The 22,006-nt window shown below is 36.4% G+C and carries 17 protein-coding genes; 8 read left to right on the top strand and 9 right to left on the bottom strand.

Going from position 1 to position 22,006, the window contains the following annotated elements:
- Positions 1–211: 211 nt before the first annotated feature.
- The 4 genes from IPP61_14435 to IPP61_14420 all read left to right on the top strand — a co-directional run bounded on the left by IPP61_14435 (position 212) and on the right by IPP61_14420 (position 5,632).
- Positions 212–2,926, top strand: coding sequence for a DNA gyrase/topoisomerase IV subunit A (locus IPP61_14435; GenBank protein ID MBL0326355.1), 2,715 nt, complete (start codon positions 212–214; stop codon positions 2,924–2,926).
- Between the two features lie 9 nt (positions 2,927–2,935).
- Positions 2,936–4,147 (top strand): hypothetical protein, encoded by a 1,212-nt coding sequence (locus tag IPP61_14430; GenBank protein ID MBL0326354.1) that lies wholly within the window; start codon positions 2,936–2,938, stop codon positions 4,145–4,147.
- A gap of 29 nt (positions 4,148–4,176) precedes the next feature.
- A complete protein-coding gene (nagA, locus tag IPP61_14425; GenBank protein ID MBL0326353.1) occupies positions 4,177–5,277 on the top strand; it encodes an N-acetylglucosamine-6-phosphate deacetylase in 1,101 nt (366 codons plus the stop codon).
- A gap of 112 nt (positions 5,278–5,389) precedes the next feature.
- Positions 5,390–5,632, top strand: a complete 243-nt coding sequence (locus IPP61_14420; protein ID MBL0326352.1) for a hypothetical protein — start codon at positions 5,390–5,392, stop codon at positions 5,630–5,632.
- 6 nt (positions 5,633–5,638) lie between these two features.
- Here IPP61_14420 and IPP61_14415 read toward each other — a convergent pair whose 3' ends face one another.
- Positions 5,639–7,390: a metallophosphoesterase gene (locus IPP61_14415; protein MBL0326351.1), complete on the bottom strand. Its 1,752-nt coding sequence runs from the start codon at positions 7,388–7,390 to the stop codon at positions 5,639–5,641.
- Positions 7,391–7,513: 123 nt separating this feature from the next.
- Positions 7,514–8,629, bottom strand: coding sequence for an alanine dehydrogenase (gene ald, locus IPP61_14410; protein ID MBL0326350.1), 1,116 nt, complete (start codon positions 8,627–8,629; stop codon positions 7,514–7,516).
- A 188-nt stretch (positions 8,630–8,817) separates the two neighbouring features.
- Here ald and IPP61_14405 point away from each other — a divergent pair, with 188 nt between their 5' ends.
- Positions 8,818–9,285: an Lrp/AsnC family transcriptional regulator gene (locus IPP61_14405; protein MBL0326349.1), complete on the top strand. Its 468-nt coding sequence runs from the start codon at positions 8,818–8,820 to the stop codon at positions 9,283–9,285.
- Here IPP61_14405 and IPP61_14400 read toward each other — a convergent pair.
- Together IPP61_14400 and IPP61_14395 are read right to left on the bottom strand one after the other, a co-directional pair.
- On the bottom strand, positions 9,282–11,726 hold the full coding sequence (locus IPP61_14400; protein ID MBL0326348.1) for a zinc-dependent metalloprotease: 2,445 nt from the start codon (positions 11,724–11,726) through the stop codon (positions 9,282–9,284). The genes IPP61_14405 and IPP61_14400 overlap by 4 nt on opposite strands.
- A gap of 45 nt (positions 11,727–11,771) precedes the next feature.
- Complete coding sequence (locus IPP61_14395; protein MBL0326347.1) at positions 11,772–12,365, bottom strand: DUF1684 domain-containing protein; 594 nt, start codon at positions 12,363–12,365, stop codon at positions 11,772–11,774.
- A gap of 90 nt (positions 12,366–12,455) precedes the next feature.
- Between IPP61_14395 and IPP61_14390 the strand changes: the two genes are divergently transcribed.
- From IPP61_14390 to IPP61_14380, 3 genes are all read left to right on the top strand, one after another.
- A complete protein-coding gene (locus IPP61_14390; GenBank protein ID MBL0326346.1) occupies positions 12,456–13,061 on the top strand; it encodes a riboflavin synthase in 606 nt (201 codons plus the stop codon).
- 108 nt (positions 13,062–13,169) lie between these two features.
- On the top strand, positions 13,170–13,961 hold the full coding sequence (locus tag IPP61_14385) for a PASTA domain-containing protein (protein MBL0326345.1): 792 nt from the start codon (positions 13,170–13,172) through the stop codon (positions 13,959–13,961).
- 66 nt (positions 13,962–14,027) lie between these two features.
- The gene (locus tag IPP61_14380; protein ID MBL0326344.1) at positions 14,028–14,336 is read left to right on the top strand and encodes a rhodanese-like domain-containing protein; all 309 of its coding nucleotides are present in this window, start codon (positions 14,028–14,030) and stop codon (positions 14,334–14,336) included.
- 53 nt (positions 14,337–14,389) lie between these two features.
- Here the strand turns inward: IPP61_14380 and IPP61_14375 are convergent, their stop codons facing one another.
- The 5 genes from IPP61_14375 to galK all read right to left on the bottom strand — a co-directional run bounded on the left by IPP61_14375 (position 14,390) and on the right by galK (position 21,707).
- Positions 14,390–14,842 (bottom strand): D-tyrosyl-tRNA(Tyr) deacylase, encoded by a 453-nt coding sequence (locus IPP61_14375; protein ID MBL0326343.1) that lies wholly within the window; start codon positions 14,840–14,842, stop codon positions 14,390–14,392.
- Complete coding sequence (gene mgtE, locus IPP61_14370) at positions 14,842–16,197, bottom strand: magnesium transporter (protein MBL0326342.1); 1,356 nt, start codon at positions 16,195–16,197, stop codon at positions 14,842–14,844. Before mgtE ends, IPP61_14375 begins: the two co-directional genes overlap by 1 nt.
- A gap of 105 nt (positions 16,198–16,302) precedes the next feature.
- Positions 16,303–18,777, bottom strand: a complete 2,475-nt coding sequence (locus IPP61_14365) for a bifunctional UDP-N-acetylmuramoyl-tripeptide:D-alanyl-D-alanine ligase/alanine racemase (GenBank protein MBL0326341.1) — start codon at positions 18,775–18,777, stop codon at positions 16,303–16,305.
- A 120-nt stretch (positions 18,778–18,897) separates the two neighbouring features.
- Positions 18,898–20,520 carry an FAD-dependent oxidoreductase gene (locus IPP61_14360; protein ID MBL0326340.1) on the bottom strand — a complete coding sequence of 541 codons (1,623 nt, stop codon included), beginning with the start codon at positions 20,518–20,520 and terminating at the stop codon, positions 18,898–18,900.
- Positions 20,520–21,707 (bottom strand): galactokinase, encoded by a 1,188-nt coding sequence (galK, locus tag IPP61_14355; GenBank protein MBL0326339.1) that lies wholly within the window; start codon positions 21,705–21,707, stop codon positions 20,520–20,522. Before galK ends, IPP61_14360 begins: the two co-directional genes overlap by 1 nt.
- Positions 21,708–22,006: the final 299 nt, after the last annotated feature.

Below are 22,006 nucleotides of genomic sequence, written 5' to 3'. Positions count from 1 at the left end.
AAATGTACAAAAATTCAAATAATTATTTTTTTATTTACTGCCGTTTAATAAACTTTGGCTTTTTTTATCCGTAAACATTATATTATTTTAGAAATGGAAACTATTTTGATAACTGAAAACTAAGAAAAAGGTTTATTTGCTTTTGTAATTGACCAAAAAACAACAATTTTTACTAAATTTGCCTTAACAGAAACCAGGCGTTTGTACTTAAATGAGTGAGGAAAATATAAACTACGACCCATCAAACCAAAATGAAGTAATTGATGACATGTTTGAGAAGTATTTTCTCGAATATGCTTCATATGTAATCCTCGAAAGAGCTGTTCCGGCTATTGAAGATGGTCTCAAGCCTGTTCAGAGAAGGCTTCTTCACGCTCTGAAAGAAATGGATGATGGCCGTTTCAACAAAGTAGCCAACGTAATAGGCTCTACAATGCAATATCACCCTCATGGTGATGCGAGCATTGGCGACGCTATTGTCAATATTGGCCAAAAGGAACTTTTACTTGATATTCAGGGTAACTGGGGAGATATCAGAACGGGCGATTCAGCTGCTGCTCCAAGATATATAGAAGTGCGTTTGTCAAAATTTGCACACGATGTATTGTTTAATGAAGACATCACCGAATGGCAAATGTCTTACGACGGACGAAAAAGAGAGCCCGTGACTTTACCCGCAAAATTCCCATTGGTTCTTGAAATGGGTGTGGAAGGTATTGCAGTTGGCCTTTCAACTAAAATAATGCCTCATAATTTCATAGAATTATGTGAAGCCACGATAAAATACCTTAAAAAACAGCCATTTACACTTTATCCCGATTTCCTAACAGGCGGTTTGATTGATGTTTCAGGCTACAATGATGGTGCCCGGGGCGGGAAAGTAAAAATGAGGGCAAAAATCAAAGAACTTGACAAAAAGACTTTGGTTATCACCGAAATTCCTTTTTCTACCACCACTGGCGGCTTGATTGAATCTATCATCAAAGCCAATGATGCCGGAAAAATCAAAATCAAAAAAGTTGAAGACAATACAGCCAAAAATGTAGAAATACTTATTCATTTGGCTCCCAATACCTCCACCGACATCACCATTGACGCTCTTTATGCATTTACCAATTGTGAGGTTTCGGTGTCTCCCAATGCTGTAGTAATTATAGACCAGAAACCGCATTTTCTTGGTGTAAGTGAAATCCTGAGGTATTCTGCGGACCAAACCATGCACCTGCTCAAACGCGAGCTGGAAATCAAAGAAGCGGAACTTAAAGAAAGGTTACTGTACAGCTCACTAGAAAAAATATTTATCGAGAACCGCATATATCGGGATATCGAAGAATGTGAAACTTTCGAAGCAGTAATTGATACCATTGATAAAGGTTTGGAGCCATACAAAGGGCTTTTTTATCGGGAAATAATCAAAGAAGACATACTGAGGCTTACCGAAATTAAAATCAAACGTATCTCGAAATACGATGGTTTCAAGGCAGATGAGCTGATGAAAAGACTGGAAGAAGAACTTGCCCAGGTAAGAGATAACCTCGAAAATCTTGTTAGATACACCATCGAATTTTATCAGGATTTACTCAAAAAATACTCAAAAGGAAGAGAAAGGCGTACCGAAATTACCCAGTTTGGCGAGGTGCAGGCTGCTGTAGTGGCTGCCAACAACCAGAAACTCTATGTGGATATGGAGGGCGGTTTTATCGGTTATGGTCTCAAAAAGGATGAATTTGTAATGGATTGCTCTGATATCGACGATATTATTACGTTCAGAGCAGACGGGAAGTTTTCGGTGGTCAAAATCCAGGAAAAAGTATTTGTTGGAAAAAATATAATTCATTGTTCAGTTTTCAGAAAAAACGATGAACGGCGGATATATAACGTAATATACCTTGATGGAAAAGAAGGAAGAACTTTTGCCAAACGGTTTGCTGTTACAGGCATCACCCGCGACAAAGAATATGATTTAACCAAAGGCTCAGCCCGGTCAAAAATCCTGTATTTCTCTGCAAATGAAAATGGCGAGGCCGAAACCGTAACCGTCAATCTCACTGCCAGTTCCACTGCCAAAAAGAAAATTTTTGATTTCGATTTTGCTGAATTATTGATAAAAAACCGCTCAGCAATGGGCAATTTGGTCACTAAATATTCCGTAAGGAAAATCGCATTCAAATCTGCCGGAAAATCTACTTTGGGAGGTGTCGATATATGGTACACACCAACATTGGGTCGCCTCAATAAAGACGAACATGGCACATATTTAGGCAATTTTGGTGCTTCTGACAAAATATTGGTACTATACAAAACCGGTGAATATGAAATCACCAATTTTGAACTCACCAACCATTATGATCCGCGTCAGGTACATACTATAGCCAAATACAACGAAAAAGGGGTGGTTTCAACCATTTATTATGATGGTGACCAAAAGAACTATCATGTAAAGCGGTTTATTATTGAAACTTCTACTTTAGATAAGAAATTCTTGTTTATCACAGATCACAACCGGTCTGAAGTTTTAATGATTTCGTACGATAAAAAACCAAGAATTGAAATAAAACTCAAACGTCAGCGTAAATCAGATGTAGAAACTGAACTTTTCAAAGTGGAAGAAATGATTGAAGTCAAAGGCTGGAAGGCACTTGGCAACAAGATAAATTTTGAAAAAATAGTTGATATAAAAATGCTCGAACCGGAAATTGATACTGAGGATGATGAAATCATAGAAACAGATGAAATTTCAGCGGAAGAGTCAGATACCCAAAATTCTGAAGTAAATAATAATTCAGATATTCAGGAAGAAGAAACTAAAAAAGATTCGGAATTAAATATTAATGAAGAGCCTGGTAACCAGGAAGATGATGCTCCGAAAAATTCGGATGATCAAAAACCAGATAACCATGAAGGCGAACAACTAGGCCTCTTTTAATTAGAAACCATGCGTAAATATACCAGATTTGTATTCACGCTAGCTACCTTATTATTCCTGCAGATGTCCGTATTCTCGCAGGGTGGATATTTTTTTGCCAAAGGAAAAATAATTGATAAATATACCCTCCTGCCTTTAAGCAATGCTTACATAAGTATGCCTTCTATCGGTTATGGTACTGCTCCTAATCTTGACGGCGATTTTATTTTTCAATATCCAAAATTAAGCCGCGATTCACTGGTTGTTGTTTCTTTGGTGGGATACAAAAGTCTGAAAATGAAAGGTACAGACCTCAGACTTGAAGATAATGTATTTGAGCTGGAACCTATTCCGCTTTATGACGCACATTATGGGCTTTCTGATGTCAGGATAATGCTCCGGGCAGCGGTTGACAGCATTAAATCAAACTACAATTCTAATCCTTATTATCAGCTTGGGTTTTACCATGAGCAAGTTGACTTACCCGGGCTTGGAGCTATTAAACTCAACGAAGGTGTAGTAAGGGTAGAAAGATTTCCCGGACAGAAAGATAAATTGGAAAAAGTTAAACTACTTAGAGGCCGCCGAATTGAATGGAAAGGCCAAACCAACAAAATCAATGGATGGGGATTTCAAAACGGAACCGAGCTGGTTTGCAGGTCTTTAGAAACCGGAATACCCGATTTTCTGGAGAAAAAACAAATGAAAAAATACGATTTCAGGATAGATTCTCTGATGACAACTTTCGAAGAAATTCCCCTATTTGTAATACATTTTTGGCCATTAAACAAAGGAAAAAAAGGTGGAAAAAATGGAAAAATACTTCTCGATCCTGAAACTAAAGCAATAATCCAGATTGAATATAAATTGGTTGAAAAAAGTGTCAACGATCTTTTAGATAAAAAAGCCGGACCTGTAAAAATTGATGGAAAGTCTGCCGAAATGATATTTCAATACCGGAAATTTAACAATAAATGGTCTCTCCAGGAATCTAAAGCAATTTTTGGGGTAAATTTTGAAGACAATCTTGATAAAAAATATAATATTTCCACAAAAATAATGATGCGTTATGTGGCTTTTGAGAATCTTAAATTGCTAAAATCAAGCATTTACGAAAACGAAATATTAACTTCCACCAATAATTTTATTGCCACAAACTCCGTAAATTCTGACTATTGGCTTCCATACAATTATTTACTAAATACACGAGAAGCCGCCACTCTTTCAAATACTGTCCGTTAAGTATTTTTTTAAATATTATTACATTTGACATGAAAACTATTTCGGCAAAAAAGATATTTTCTGAAGGAAAAATCCTTGAAAACAAGGAACTTATCTTGAAAAACGGAAAGATAATTTCTATATCAGAAATAGATCAGAAAAGTACTTTTGATTTTGAAAATCTTGCTCCGGCACTGATAGATCTCCATATCAATGGCGGTGAGGAATATCATTTTACCGCCACTCCTACCCCGGAAACTTTGGCTGACATCGAAAATTCTGCTGCCAAAAATGGAGTCGGCTATACGCTTCCAACTTTGATCACATCAAGTTTTGAGAATATTGAAAAAGGATTACAGACTATTGATAAATATCTACAGCAAAATCCTGATAGCGGTATTTTGGGAATGCATCTGGAAGGGCCCTTTTTATCAGTTAAAAAAAGAGGTGCACATTTAGTAAAATACATTCAAAAACCTGATATTGAATCCATTAAAAAGATTTCAGATATTTCTAAAGGTTTGATAAAAATGCTCACTATTGCTCCCGAGGAATTTGATGAGGAGGTTTTGGATTTTCTGATTTCTCAAAAAATAAAACTCTCCGTCGGACATTCCAATGCTAGTTTTGAACAAGCCCAAGCTGCATTTGGTAAAGGAATCAGCCTTGTGACACATCTTTTCAATGCTATGTCACCTTTTGGTCATCGGGAACCCGGTTTGATTGGAGCAAGTTTGTACAATCAAAACGTATATTCCCCTATTATTCTGGACGATGTTCATATTAGCAAAAAAACTGCTGAGATTGCCTACCGTTTAAAAAAGGAAAAATTGTTTCTGATTTCAGACGCTTTATTTCAAAATCATAAAAAACAAAGTTTTACCTGGGAAGAATTTGACGCAAAACTGATAGATGGAAACTATGTAAATTCTGATGGAAATCTCGCAGGAGCTACCATTTCACTCGCCGATGCGGTAAAAAATGCTGTGGATTGGCTGAAAATACCGATAGAAACCGCCCTGAATATGGCGACAGGAATACCTTCACAAGTTATAGATTCGGATAGAAAAATTGGTAAAATAGCCATTGATTACGAAGCAAAATTTTGCTCTTTCAATAACCAAATTGCTGATTTTAAAGTAATTAATTAATTTTCATTTATTTCTGAAAATATAATATATATTTTTAATACAATATTTACTATTTATTTTAATATTATTGTTATTTCAATTCTTATATATAGAATTATAATTTTAATTTATAATGAAAGAAGAGATTTTGGAAGCATTAAACCTGGTAAAAACTGGAAACTGGGATGATGCCCATCAGATAGCACAATCACAGGAAGGCGAGCCTGATTACGACAGACTACATGCATTTTTGCATCGAATGGAAGGTGATGAGTGGAATGCGGCATATTGGTATCAAAGATGCAATACTAAAGTTCCCAAAATAAGTCTGGAAGAAGAACTGAAATACCTTCTTGATTATTTCTCTAGAAAATAAAAATAGCTAAGGGCTGGTTATAGAGACACATCCCCCAGTCTTTGCTGTAAATACTGAACCAGCTTTTGATTCAAAACCAGGAAGTAATTCGAGCGAATTACTGGCATCAAAAACAGAAATTGTATTTTCGAAAACCTGTGCACTTAATATAATCTTTTCAGAACTCTTCAAGTCAATATTTGTTCCGATTTCAATCTTTCTGGTAATAGTATAAATATTTTCACAGGGATTTGAAGTTTCTATTTTCAAAGTATCCTTAAAACATCCTTTTGTATCTTCTACATGAAATACTGTTCCGTTAATGGGTGGCGACAAAATAACAGAATTAGTAGGTAAGTTTTCAGAAACCCAATTTGATGGCTCCTTATAAGGACTTTTTAATTCATAAGTGATTGTACCTGAAGCCACATTAAGTGTTTGAGTCCTGTTTACATCTTTAAAAATAGTAAATTTATCCACTATTGTACCCGTTTCACTTATCATCTTAAAATCCAGCCTGTCACCTTCAATTTCGAGAAAACCACTGCCGCCAATTGTTTTTTCTGAAAATGGTAAAGCCGGATGAGGGAAATTTGCCTGACCACTGGGTGACCACCCGGCAGAACCCGCTACTGCATAAATTGTTCCCTTAACGGATCCATCAGATTTTTTATGATAAGGACATGAATCTGCTGAACCGTCAAACTTTCCAGAGGAAGTACTAACCAGGTGTTGTGTCGGAGAAAATGACAATGAATTCCCAAAATGACCTTTCATTAATTTACTACGCTCATAAGTATGCGAATGACCGTTAAGCACCAAATCTACATTATATCTTTCTAAAATGGGAATTAAATTGGTACGGATAGCTGCCAAATCGGCTTCAGTATCGCTATTATGCGAACCCATTGTATAAGGTGGGTGATGCCAGTAGAGAATCGTCCATTTCTTTGTATTAACGGCCAAATCATTTTTTAACCAAACAATCTGGGGCAAAAGTGTGTCAGATAAAGAATGGGCTGTCGAACCGAGCTCTTTTCCAAAAGAATCCATCGCAATAAAATGCACATTCCCAATATCATAAGAGTAGTATTCTTTTTGGCCTGAAGGCACGCCACCCATTTCGCCGTTCTTAACCTCTGAAAAAATCTGATAATAAGGCACATTATGATTTGAACCATTGGCCGATCCGGAATAATAATCATGATTTCCAGGCACCGGATATATGGCGGTTTGTTTCATAATCCGGTCGTTTTGATATACCCCAAAAAACTTATTTTGAAATTCAGTATCCAAGCCCGTCGAATAGGCATTGTCGCCTAAAAGCAGCCAGCCGTCCATATAATCTGATCCAATATAACTAAGGAATTGGTTTTTAACCCTTGCTTGCATTGCGGTCTGAGTTCCGCAATCTCCGGTGACCCAAAGTTTTATTTTTTGCTCACTTCCAGCCAATTGTGTTGTATAGAAAAAATTATCTGCCGAACCTTCCAAAATCTGAGTTCCGTTGAAAACTGCGTAGTAATATTTTGAATAAGGCTGAAGACCTGTGATTTCTATATTATGCTCGGTATTGCTTCCGATTTCAAAAAACTCGTTGGAATAAACACCTAAATTGTTACCGATTTTTATACTAGCCAAAACCGGTGAATCAGTTCTGAACCTTATCTGGATTCCTGTTTGAGTACGTTTTTGTAAATAAGGTCCTCTGATTATGGTCTGAGCAAAGGAAATTGAACTCCAAAAAATAATAAAAAATATTAATTTTAATTTTCTCATTTATAGACAATTCGGATTAAAAAGTCCGACTAATAATTTCAGAAAGTTAGGATAAAAAAATATATCCCCAAAAAACTTCGGGGATATATCCGGAATAAAAAAATATAACGTTTAGGGAAATCCTCAATCAAATAAGTCCTCAACTTCAGCCAATTGAAGGCCAAAGGCATCTGCAACACCAGCGTAAACAACTTTTCCGTTTACTATATTCAATCCTTTTTTGAGTTCATTATTTTCAGCACAGGCTTTTTTCCAACCTTTATTGGCAAGGTCTAAAGCGAAAGGCAAAGTGGCATTGGTCAAAGCCATAGTTGAGGTATAAGGTACCGCACCAGGCATGTTTGCTACACAGTAATGAACCACATCGTCGATGATATAAATCGGATCCTGATGAGTAGTTGGATGACAAGTTTCGATACATCCTCCCTGATCAACAGCCACATCCACCACAACTGTACCTGGTTTCATGAGCTTTAACATATCTTTAGTAATCAAATGCGGTGCTTTGGCTCCTGGTATTAGCACTGCTCCTACTATCAAATCAACATCTTTGATAGCGGCTTTGATATTGTATTCGTTTGACAAAATTGTGGTAACATTAGCAGGCATGATATCGGACAAATGTCTCAACCGTGGCAAACTTACGTCCATAATCACAACTCTGGCCCCAAGGCCAGCAGCCATTTTTGCAGCTTGGGTACCTACAATTCCTCCACCCAAAATCAAAACTTTTCCTGTAGGAACACCCGGAACACCACCCAAAAGAACTCCTTTGCCTTTTTGTGGTTTTTCAAGATACTTGGCTCCTTCCTGAATTGCCATACGCCCGGCCACTTCTGACATTGGTATCAAAAGCGGCAGAGAACGATCGGCTTTTTCGACTGTTTCGTAGGCGAGACATACCGCACCGCTGCCAATCATGGCTTGGGTGAGCACTTCTGAAGACGCAAAATGAAAATAAGTAAACACCAACTGATCTTTTTTAATGAGCTTATACTCTGACTCAATCGGCTCTTTTACTTTCACAATCATTTCTGCTATGTGATAAACCTCTTCAATTGTTTCAAGAATTGAAGCTCCGGCAGATTTGAACTCTGCGTCACTAAATCCACTGTTTATCCCTGCATCTTTTTGAATAAAAACCTGATGTCCGTATTTTACTAACTCCATCACTCCTGCGGGAGTCATAGCAACACGATTTTCATTGTTTTTAATCTCTTTAGGTACTCCTACTATCATTTTAAGTTTGTTGTTAATGTAAAGCGACAGAAAACATTAAAGAATATTTTCATGTACAAAATTATATTATAAGAATATTTTTTGTCATACTTTGAATAAATAAAGATATTTTTTTGAAAACATAGTAATTTTCAGAAATATTTTCGAAATTTATATTCATAAAATAAACTTTTAAGTATTTTTTTCTGATGAAATATCGCCTTGATGAAATAGATAAAAAAATCCTGAAGTTGATTCAACAGGATTCAACGCTCACTTTTAAAGAAATTGCAGAAAAAATCAATCTTTCACTTACTCCCGTTCATGACAGAGTTAAGAGAATGGAAAATGAAGGAATCATTGAAAAATACGTTGGGATTCTTAACAAAAAAGTACTTGGCGTAGGACTCACAGTGTTTTCTCACGTAACTTTGATAAAACAGACCAAAAGCGTTTCAGAGATTTTTGACAAGGCAATAGCCGCATTACCTGAAGTGGTGGAATGTAATTTCGTATCAGGAAGTTTTGATTATTTACTGAAAATAATAGTACCTGACATGGAGGCATATCATACTTTTCATCAGGTAAAATTATCTTCAATTGAAGGTGTATCTTTGATCAACTCTTTCTTTGTGATGTCGGAAGTGAAAAGCACCACTGAGATTCCTTTTCTTTAATGCTGATCCAAATTTTCGCAACCCAGCCAATCTTGTTCCTCATCAATGGGTTGACCATCAGGAGCAATTAGGTAGTTAGTTTTAGTTTTCTCAAAATCACTTTCTGGTTTTCTGATGATATCTAAAATCAACATTCCAAAACCACCGGCCTGAGATTGCTTATTGACTATCCGGTTTTCAATTGATTTCAATTCTGCTGCAATATTGGATTTAGCCTCTACATTACACTGATTATCAACCAAAACCATTTTTAGACTATAAACATATTGTTCGGCAACCACTCTTTTAATTTGTCCGAAATAGTTGTTTTTATAAATATCTGATTCATTTAAAAGTCTTTGGGTCAAAAGATTTAGAACCTCTGCCAGGGATGGTAGATTTTTATCATAAATCTGCTGTGTTGCCAATCTGGAAATCCTTTTGGGCTCAAGTATCAGGCTTAAAGTCAACTGGGCCGAACTTTCAGCAGGTGCCAAAACATCAAATGTCATTCCGGTTCTGCGTTTGAAAACCTCTCGGTTGTTAGCCGGATATCTGAACGGTCGGGGTGGAATTAAACCAAGCAATTGTTTAGGCATGGCCAAAAAATCAGGTTCAAGTGTTTGTACCAGGGCTTTCAAAGACTTCCTTTGATCATCAGCAGATACCGGCTTAAAAATCAACTGATTGTCACCTTTTAGTGCATTGGAATAATATGCTCCGGCAAGCGATTTAGAAGCCGACTGTACCTGATACCGGTGCAGCATATACATGGGCACAAAGACTTCTTCAATTTGTGCCAACGGTGTACCATCTGGTATTTTTTTATCATCAAACTCACTCAATACTACTTTTCTCATTTCGATGACACGTGTCAGCTCTTCTGTGGCATTGGAACCATTGTCCCATAAGTGCGTTTGAGGGTGAACAGAACCGTCAGGGCGTGCATCCTGATCGGTTAAAAACTGAAGTCTTTTTTCAAAAAGATTTTTCACAATCCGTTCCAATTCCATTTTCTCATTTACACCTTTAGGAAAATCCTGATAACCCCAAATAATTGAAGATTTATCATATTCACCAATACCCATGCTGTAAGCTTCATCGAGTTTAACTTTGCCATCTTTCAAATAAACCAGTGGATGTGGATAATCCATCACCGAGGCCCGGCCGTTGATGCTTGAAATATAATTATGAGGTAAACCCAGCGTATGACCAATCTCGTGAGCAGAAAGTTGTTTTAATCGGTCAAGTGCCATTTTTGTTAACAATGTATCAGATTTTCCTGGCGAAAAATCACCTGCTAAACCCTGAGCCAGCAGATAATCCTGCCTTACACGCAATGAACCCAGAGATACTTTTCCTTTCAAAATCTCCCCGGTACGCGGATCAATAATACTTGTTCCATAAGACCAGCCTCTGGTACTTCTATGTACCCATTGCACCAAATTATATCTGATATCCATAGGATCTGCATCGGCAGGGAGCATTTTGACCTGAAAGGCATCTTTGTATCCGGCAGCTTCAAAAGCCTGATTCCACCAGGTAGCACCTTCAAATAGTGCTGATCTGATGGGCTCCGGCACCCCTGAGTCGAGATAATAAACTATTGGTTTTACCGGCTCACTTAACACAGCGTTTGGATCTTTTTTCTCCAGTCTATGTCTTGAAATTAGCTTTTTCTGTATAGGAGCGTTTATGGGTGACGAATAATCGAAATAATCAATTCCAATATAACCAATTCTAGGGTCAAATTCCCGGGTTTTAAAACCGGGTTCCGGCAGTTTTACAAACGAATGATGCTGATGCATGCTCACATAATCTGAAGTAGGAACTATGGAATTAATATACTGTCCCGGATTGCTACTGGCATTGGCCATTAAAGTTATAACAACCTGAAATTCTGTGTTTTGTGGAAATGATTTACACATCGGTGAATAAATTCCTGATCTTAATGCATCAAAAGAAAAATTGCCTTGTTTTGTCGAACTTAAGGTCTTTCCCGCTTCAATTGCATCTCTTAGTAAAAAAGGAGTTAGGTCTATTATATAGTTTCCATTAATATTTTTCAGTATTTCGAAACCAAACCATACAGATTTAGCAAAAGATTCTTTCACTGCATTTTTTTCAAGAATATCATTGGAATTGGCCCGGTATTGATAATTAGGTTCAATTAATAGAAGTTTGTTTCCTGTTTTTTCGAATTTAAGAATATGCTCCTGTCCCAGCAATCCTCTGTCAAGACCAATATCGTTGGAGCCCAAACCTTCTGCCAGACTAGGATAATAAAGAAATTCCTCACCAATATTTTTGACTTCAAGGAATACTTTACCCTTTGCTTCATTCCAATAAAAGGTAAAATAGCCTTCATTTTTTTGGGTATCTTTTAATATATCTTCCTGGGAAAAAACAGGTAAAATACCGGTTACACAAAGAAACAGAATTTGTAATAATTGCTTTTTCATAAATAAATAAAGCTATTTAAAATTGGTTTCCAAAAAAATCAAAACTCATTTCTTTTTAAAAATCTTTTCTCCCGCTTCAACTGCTATTTTCAACGAGTTTTCAGGTGGTGGAACAGGGCAAATATATTGTTCGGTATATACACAATAGTAATTTCGGGCACGGTTAAAATCAATCTCAAGTTTATCTCCTTTCAATGCTTCTTTTGGCAAATTTATGTACCTGCCTCCTCCATATGTGGTTTTCCCATTTGTTAAATCTTTGAATGGCAGCAGATAACTGGCCTCTTCTTCAAATATCAATACCTTAACATTTGAATTTTCGAATTTAAAACTTGCCACACCTTTTAGCTGAGCCACTTCAGTAGTTGAATCTGTCATCAGCATTTCAAATTCTCTTCCACTGTTTTCCGGAATAAATTCAGCTTCTATTACCCATTTTTTTTCTGGTGTAAAAAAATCAAAGCCATCTCTATTTTCTTCCAATACCAGCCGGTCGGCACCATTGATAATGCCATTTTTATAATCTTCAAAAGATTTCAGTGTAAGGTCATGAAAATCAGGGCTACCCGAAAAAGAATATGCTAAAATTCCAATTACAGCTACTGCCAGACCGATTTGAATGTAATATTTTCTTATCATTTAAAGGAAAAATGAGATAACTTTGCGAATTCATAAAAGTAATAAAAAACTCCTTATGAGTTTTAAGTTTTTATCCAAAAATAAGCGATAATGTTTACTGGAATAATAGAAAATACAGCAATTCTGAAGGAATTAAAAAAAAATGAGAGCAATGTCAGTTTCTATTTTGAAAGCTCAATATCTTCAGAATTAAAAGTGGATCAGAGCCTTAGCCATAACGGGGTTTGTCTTACAGTGGAAGAAATACAAGGTAACCAATACCGGGTAACAGCCATTGAAGAAACTCTAAAAAAAACTAATCTATCGTCCTTAAAACCCGGAGATACAGTAAATCTTGAAAGAAGCATGAAATCAGATGCACGATTTGATGGCCATATGGTGCAGGGGCATGTAGATCAGGTAGGCGAATGTGTTTCAGTGGAAGACCAGAATGGGTCTTGGAAAATAAATGTAAAATATGATGGAAGTACAGGAAATATGACCGTGGAAAAAGGATCCATCTGTTTGAATGGAATAAGTTTAACAGTTTTTGATTCAGAAAAAGACAGTTTCGCTGTAGCAATAATCCCTTATACATGGACTCACACCAATCTTCAACATATAAAACCCGGTGATAAAATAAATCTTGAGTTTGATATTGTTGGAAAATATCTTGCAAAAATGTTTGCCCCATTTGCAGAAAAGCTCAAATCATAAAATAAAGTTTTTTTACAAGAAGTAAAATAATATATCCTTCAATTCGTATGAGATTTGGTTTTTACTTTAAAATCGAATTAATTTGTTGAAATATTCAAAACAGGTATAATGCCCAAATACAGCACTAATACTAAAACAGACGTAATTGTTCACCTTGGGATTGTAATCTCAGTGATTCTCATATTTTTCTTTTCTTTTTTCTTTATTTATTTACCCTGGAGTACCAACCATGGAGAATCAGTTAAAGTACCCGATCTGAAAGGATTGAGTATTGAAGATGCTGAAAATCTTCTCGACAACGCTGATCTGGATTTTGAGGTAAGTGATAGCATATTTGTTCCTGGTGCAAAACCCTTGAGTGTGCTTTCAAATTATCCTAAATCAGGAGCCAGAGTAAAAGTTGGAAGGAAAATATATCTTACTTTAGCCGCCATGTCGGCACCATTGGTGAAAATGCCAAATATCATTGGAAGATCAACTTCAAGTGCTCAAAACCAACTACTTAGCAGTGGTTTATTATTTGGCGGAGAAGAAGAAATACCAGCTTTGGAAGAAAACACTGTTTTGAAAATTAAAATCAATGGCAGTGAAATAACCCCGGGTTCAGAAGTACCCAAGGGTTCCAAGGTTATTTTGGTAGTTGGAGATGGATATGGCAACCAGATGATTGATGTTCCGAATGTATCAGGAATGGCTTATGACGAAGCCGATATATATCTTTCGGGATTGGGCCTTTCAGTAGGATCAGTCCTTTATGAACCTTCTGAGCAAGCTGAAGGAACTGTAATCAGGCAAAAACCGACCCCTGGTGATGGTGAAAAAATAAAAATTGGATCACCCGTAAATCTGTGGGTTTCAGGAACCGCACCTGCCAGCACAGAAAATCCTCAAAATCAATAAGATAACCAACAAATTTCTATTTAATTATCATATTTTTCAAAATAAAAAAGTTTATTTTTTGTTCAAATGAAACAGAATTTTGATATCACAGTTGACCTACTCAGGGAGATGTTGGAAAGCGGAGAAAATATCAACTTACTTGATGTCAGAAACCCTTCAGAATATGCTGAGGACAACTTAGATGGCATTTTGATTCCTTTAGGCGAGTTGCCGTATAATCTGGAAGAAATAGAGCATCTAAAAGGCCAACACATTTATATCCATTGCCGCAGTGGTGCAAGAAGTGCTCAAGCCAAAGAAATTTTGATTTCAGAAGGTTTTGAAAATGTCCACAACGTTTTAGGTGGCATTACTGCATATAGAGAACTGGATTAAAAAGCTTATTTATCCTTGTATTTTTTTAGAGTAATAGTGAATGTAATTTGCTGTTATTTCTTGTTTTTGGTGTCGATTAATATGGTCACCGGACCATCGTTTTGAATTTCAACTTTCATGTCGGCACCGAAAACACCCTTTTGTATGTCTTTTCCAAGTAATTCGGAAAGACTTGAAATCATTTTTTCATATAGAGGAATAGCCTGGTCAGGCCGTGCTGCTTCAATGAAAGAGGGTCTGTTTCCTTTTTTGGTGGATGCTAAAAGTGTAAACTGAGAAATTAACAAAATATTACCGTTGACGTCTTTGATATCAAGATTCATTTTATCGTCCTGATCGGAAAAAATCCTTAATCCGATAATTTTTTTAGATAGCCAATCCACATCTTCGAAATTATCTTCCTGCCCGATGCCCAATAAAACATTTAATCCATGAGTTATTTCGCCTGCCACCTGATTGTCAATTATTACACGGGAAAATGTCACCCTTTGAACTACGGCTATCATCAGAGATTTAACAAATAATAAGCAATCAGAAAATAAGTAGTAATACCAATAATATCATTGGCAGTAGTAATAAATGGGCCCGAGGCTATTGCTGGATTTATGCCTAATTTATTGAGTAACAAAGGAGTGACAGTGCCCATAAACGAAGATAATAGTACAACTGAAATAAGAGAAAAACAAACGACCCAAAAGATCTCGGGTTCACCTTCGATCATCACGAACGCCCCTGCAATTAATCCAACAACTATTCCATTGATAATAGCTACTTTCAAAACTTTTCCCAGTCTCTCCCAAATACCCAGGCTTAAGGCTGATTTTTCGGCTAAACTTTGCACAATCAAAGATGAGGTCTGGATACCCACATTGCCGCCTGTGCTTCCCATCAATGGGATAAACATAGCTAAAGCAGCAACCCTTGCCAAAGTTTCTTCAAACTGACTGATTACCGTTGCCGCTAGTAAGCTTCCTATTACTCCAACTACTAACCAGGGAATCCTTGACTTGGCCAGTTGCCACACAGAGTCATCTTCTTCCGCTTCACCTGTGATACCGGCCATCACCTGGATATCTTCCTCAGCTTTTTCGGTTATGAAATCGACCACATCATCAATGGTTATAACACCGAGAAGCCTTCCTAATGAATTGACCACCGGAATGGCTTCCAGGTCATATTTTTGCATGATTTGAGCAACTTCATCACCGCTTTGGGTGGTGTCAACATACACGATATCATCTTCAAAAATATTCTCAATTTTTGAATTTTTTCTGGCCAAAACAATCTGCTTCAGCGATACAATCCCTTTCAGTTTTTGTTCATTATCAACAACATATACAGCATAAACCTTATCTACGTTTTCGGCTTGTGCTCTTATTTCTTCTACACACTCACTTACAGTCTGGCTAATGTTGACTTTTATTAGCTCTTTCTGCATTAAACCTCCGGCAACATCTTCAGGGTAATGCAATAAATCAAGGATAAATCTTGCATGCTCTCTGTCTTCAAGCATCGCAATTACCTTTTCCCTTACTTCTATCGATTCTTCATTAAGCAAGTCAACCGCGTCATCCGAATCAAAAAGGTTTACATATTTAGCAATTTCGGCAACAGTAAATTGCTCTTTTATGAATTTTTTACGGTCATCAGTCTCAATGTTGGAAAGAACTTCGGCACCTTTTTCGGTGTCTAAAAGACTGAAAATATAATGTGCATTGACACCATCAAGTTCATATAGTATTGAGGAGATATCTGCAGGAAATAGTTCCTCCAGTTCGGAAACCAGAAATTGCTTATTATCAGCTGAGATAGCCGCTTCCAGCGTTTCCAGGTAGTCTTTTGTGAGCTCAAATGTTGCCATTTCCGACCTGTGTTTAAATATGTTGCAAATTACAAACTATAAATGCTTTGAAACAAGGATTAGAACTATTTTGAATTTATTTTCCGAAAAAAATAAATTTCAATTTTATTCATGAAAAAATATCCGTTTCACTCTTTCACTTACACCGGTCAGAATTTCATAAGGTATGGTATCAATCATTTTTGCCAGTTCTTTTATTTTGGGGGTTTCTCCAAAAATAATCACCTGATCTCCCACTTTGCAATCGGCATCTGTGACGTCGATCATAGTCATATCCATACACACATTTCCCACTACGGGACATATTGTGCCGTTTACATTAACTTTCCCGACTCCCCGGCTAAATCCTCTGTCATAGCCATCGGCATAGCCAATGGCTATAGTGGCAATTTTGGAATCCCTAAGAAGTACGCCTCTTCTGCTGTAACCTATTGTCTCGTCTGACTTCAGGGTTTTAATCTGAGATATTGTAGTTTTTAGTGTACCTACTACCTGCAAAGCCTCTTGTTCGATTCCCGCGGCTTCTACTCCATATAAACCGATTCCCAATCGCACCATCTCATATTTTGCTTCAGGAAAACGTACAATACCGGCTGAATTACAAATATGGCGGTCTGGCGTATATCCTATTCCCAGGGTGAGTTTTTTTGATAAAGTCTCAAAATTTGAGATTTGCATTTTTGAAAAATCATTATGCTCTGCTTCGTCGGCTCCAGCCAGATGGCTAAAAATAGTCCCAACTATGATTTTTGGATTCTGATTCAGTACCTTCACTAATTCTTCCAAATCTTCCTCAATAAACCCGAGCCGATGCATACCGGTATCCAGTTTGATGTGAATCTTTGCATCGGATTCGGGATAAACCAAATTTTTAAATTTAATATATTCTTCCAAAATTTTCAGGCTGTAAATTTCGGGTTCCAGTTGATTTTCAAATACTTTATGGAATGTATCCGGGTCAGAATTTAGCACCATAATCGGCAACTTTATCCCATTCTGCCTTAGTGTAACTCCTTCATCGGGATAGGCCACAGAAAGATAATCAACACGATGGTATTGCAGCCAACTGGCCACTTCCATACTTCCGCTACCATATGCAAAAGCTTTAACCATAACCATAATTTTGGTCCCTGAACCTATCTTTTCCCTGTAATAATTAAGATTGTGTGTTAGGGCATCCAGGTTTATTTCAAATACGGTTCCATGTACTTTCTTAATAAGTTTATTTACAATTTTCTCAAATTCAAAAGCCCGTGCTCCCTTCACGAGAATCAATTTATTTTGAAGAATTTCGAAATTAAAAACTGTTAAATATTCTTCTGTTGAGTTAAAAAACATGGTAGGAAAACCCTCAAAAAATGCCATATTTTTAAATATTTTCGGGCCAATTCCAATCAATAAAGACAAATTTTGTGATTTTACCAAACCAGCTACTTCTGCATATAAATCATCTTCTTTTTGTCCGGCTTGCAAAATATCACTGATAATCAACACCTTATTTCGACTGGTATGGTATTGACTCATAAAATTGAGTGCCATTTTTAAGCCTCCAAGATCATTATTGTAAGAGTCGTCAATGATATAGTTGTCTTGTGTACCCTGCTTCAATTCCAGACGCATGGCCACAGGCTTCAATGTTTTGAATTTTCCAAAAAACTTATCTAAATCAATGGTTTTTTCCTTTGAAAGTATTAGACCGGCATAAGCACAATGGATGGAATTTTCAATTGAAGCACCGTCAAAAAATGGTATTTCAAATTCGTAAATATCACCTTCAAAATACAATTCTATATGACTTCCCGTATCAGAAGCTAATATTTTCACTACCTCACCACCCGAATTTTGAGCCGACCATCCAATAAGATTAATCTTCGGATTTACCGCCTTAAGGAACAACAAAATTTCTTCATTCAATTCCTTATAATCTTTGCAATAAATGAGTGTTTCAGAATTTTTAAAAAGCCGCAATTTCTCTGTAATTTTCTGTTTGAGACTCCTGAAACCTTCATTATGAGCTGTGCCGATATTAGTAAAAATACCAATTTCGGGTTTTATGATTTCCTGCAGACTTTGCATTTCGTTTTGTAATGAAATACCTGCTTCAAAAATTCCCAGATTGTTTTTTTCCGACATTTCCCATACAGATAAAGCTACACCAATCTGAGAATTGTAACTTCTGGGGCTTTTTACTATATCGAAAGTATCTTCCAATAAAAAACTTAGCCATTCTTTTACGATGGTTTTGCCATTGCTACCTGTTACCCCTACCACCGGATAGGAAAAAGTGCTTCTTTTTTGAGTTGCCAGCTCCTGTAAAGCCTTGATACTGTTTTCAACTACCCATACTTTTATTTCATCTCTTTCAAGAAATGATTTTAAAGCAGGCTGAACTGCCAATACTGTTTTTTCAACTACAAACTCCCGCAATCCCTTATTATACAAATCATTAATAAAACGGTGACCATCATGTCTTATGCCTTTTATTGCAAAAAACACACTTGTTTTTGGATCAGAAAGGAACCGGCTGTCAGTAAGAAAGTATTTCGCCGAGGTGTTGATGGGTCCGAAGCTAAGAGCCATTATATTTTGTTACATTTTTTTGCAAAAATAGGGTTTACAAAATATCTAAAAGATTATCACAGAACTTTTGTTTTTGAATGGGACAAACAACCTAAAAACAAGTTTGCTCTCATAGGCATTTTATGCTAGTTGGTCAATATAAGTTTGGAGCAGATTTTGATATTCCAGGGTTTCTTCCTGACTTTTATTCTTACTCCATCCCAGCTCTGTTTCCATTAATTTTATCACTGTTTCGACCGAATCAGAAGTAATTTTCCAGTCCAAAATCTCCCAACGAAGTCTTTGTGTGAAAAAATCGCGTGGCTTTACAAGCATTTCATATCTTACCGAATAAATCACTTCGGCTTTAATTGCAGGTTTTTGAGGGTGAATCCTTTCCATCAATGATGGTTCTTTTCTGGCAATTGACAAAACCTCCATCGTTTTATCCCCATAGGTTTTCTGCAAATGCTTGAAAATATCAGATTCCACATCTACCGGCTTGGGTTGTTTTTCATAGTTCTCACTTCCAACCAGGGGATATTCCTGCGTTTTACATTTTGTTTCAATACCCAATATTTCACAGACCTTATCTGTAGCATCCTGAGCCATCAATCGATAGGTTGTCCATTTCCCTCCCAAAAGGCTCAATAAGCCAGACTTTTCGTCAAATTCAACCTCATGATCTCTTAAAAGACTTTTCGTGTTGCTATTTTTCAGATTGGTTTTTGCAGAAAGTAATGGCCTGATTCCCCCGAATCCTGCTTTGATATCTTTTATTTCAGGTAGCTTTTTTACATAATTTTTTAGCGTGTCCAAAAGAAATTCAGCTTCACTTTTTTCCAGAATTGGTTCTTTTTCAAGTGTTTTGTAAGGGGTGTCTGTTGTACCAATCATTACCGATTTTTTGAACGGAATCACAAAAATCAGTCGTCCATCTTTGGTTTTTGGGATTAACATTGCCTTATCACCTTTAAAAAACTCCCTTGAAAGTACCATATGGACACCTTTTGAAGGGATTATTCTTGGCTCTTCCTCTGGATTGGCCGCCAATCTCAATTCATCAGCATAAGGCCCGGTACAATTGATTATTAATTTACTTTTTATTTCAAAAAAATCATCCGATAATTCATCTTTTACAGAAATGCCGGTAATTTTTTTATTAGGATCCAAAATAAAACTCTGCCAGGAAACATAATTCGAAACAACAGCACCAACTTTTTGAGCCGACTGAACAAGTGCAAGGGCAAAGCGGGCATCGTCAAGCTGGCCATCGAAATACATTACTGCACTATGAATTTTTTCGCTCAAATCAGGCGACAAGAGTTTAGCTTCTTTTTTGGAAAGCCATCTGGCTGCTGGCAGATGGTCTTTTTGAGCAAACAAACCATATATTTTTAAACCTATGGTGTAATAAAGGGCTTCGAATGCACTAAAAACAGGAGTGATAATTCCTAAAGGTTTTGAAAGGTGCCTGGCATTAGCCAAAAGGTATTTCCTCTCCTGTAAGCCATGTTTTACCTGTTTCAACTGACTAAATTGCAATTTAGTAAAGGCTTGCTCAAGGTATCTTACTCCGCCATGTATGAGTTTGGTTGAGCGGGATGAGGTTTGGCAGGAGAAGTCCCCTTTGTCAATAAGAGCAACTTTTAAACCTCGAAGTGCTGCATCGAGGGCCACACCGCTACCACTTGCACCGGCACCTACCACCAAAAGGTCAAATTCTTCACTTTTTAACCTTTTTAAGTTTTCTTCTCTTTTCATTATTCAACCTGAGCCACACCGTGCCCGGTATTTACAACATATATTTCAGGTACAATCCCAAATTTTTCTGCATATAAAACCGAAATTTTCGATTTAAAGCTTTCTTCTGAATCTTTTTCTACCAGATTAAGCGTACAACCTCCAAACCCACCTCCCATCATTCTGGCACCTAATACTCCATTAATCTTCAATGCTTCATTTTGAAGGAAATCCAATTCTTCACAACTCACTTCATATTTTTTTGATAATCCATGATGAGACCCATTCAGCAAAATTCCCAGTTTTTCCATTTCGCCTTTTTCAAGTGCTTCTGTCGCATCAAATACCCTTTGAATTTCCTCCAGTACATATTCACATCTTTCATATACTTTGGGGTCGTCCAATTTTTTCAAAATCTCAATTTGAGGAAGTTTTACATCTCTGAAAGATTTAATTTCTGAAAAATTCTTTTTTAATTCTTCCAGGCCGGTTTCGCATTGATTCCTGCGGATATTATACTGTGAATCGGCCAAAGTATGTTTTACACCACTATTAACCAAAATAAATTCATGATCAGTAAACTTTCCACTTACATATTTATGGGTAAAATCCAGGCAATCTAATTGAATCAATTGATCTTTTTGAGAAAAAATTGAAGCAAACATATCCATTATGCCACATTTTACACCTACATATTTATGTTCTGTTTGCTGGGCGATTTTAGTAAGTTTGAGTTTATCAAAACCACAATCAAACAAAATATTCAAAGCTGTCCCTATTCCGGCTTCTACAGCAGCCGATGAAGAAAGACCTGCTCCATTTGGGATGTTACCACCAAAGCATACGTTAATTCCGGAAGAAAAATGGATTCCATTTAAAGAAAACTCCTTTATTACTCCCAAAAGGTGGTTTTGCCAGGAATGATCCGTTTTGATTTCAAACCTATTGATATCTTCGGTCTCAAAAACCGAATCCATATCAATACTTTTCAGAATTACTTTTGAATCTCTTCTTTTACCTACTGAAAAATAAATAAACTTATCTATTGCTGCAGGCATTACCAAACCATCATTATAGTCAAGATGCTCTCCAATGATATTGATTCGACCGGGGGCCTGAATTTTCAAATCAGGAGATTGTCCGAAATATTCAAGAAAACTTTCATCCAAAAAACGGAAATATTCAGAAGTGCTGTTAATACTATTCAATACTATTTTTTTGTCACAAATATCACAAAAAAAGCATTTGGATTTTCAGAAATTTGAGTAATTTTAAAAGACAAAACCAATTAATATTTTTACTAATATTTAATAGATAAAAAAATTGTAATAAATAAAGAATTGAAAATTTTTTATTTATGTTTTTTTTAGCTATATGTGTGAAAATTAACAATTTCTGCTATATTATTAATAACAACGTTAAAACATTTTGTTGTATTAATTAAGGATTTTAAAAAAATGATTTATATCATAAAATCCTTGTGCGATTGTCATGTTTTTCAGGTATT

This window comes from Cytophagaceae bacterium, assembly GCA_016722655.1.
Lineage (GTDB): Bacteria > Bacteroidota > Bacteroidia > Cytophagales > Spirosomataceae > Leadbetterella.
The sequence above is the reverse complement of the archived record's forward strand: the minus strand, read 5'-3'. Positions and strand labels throughout refer to the sequence as shown.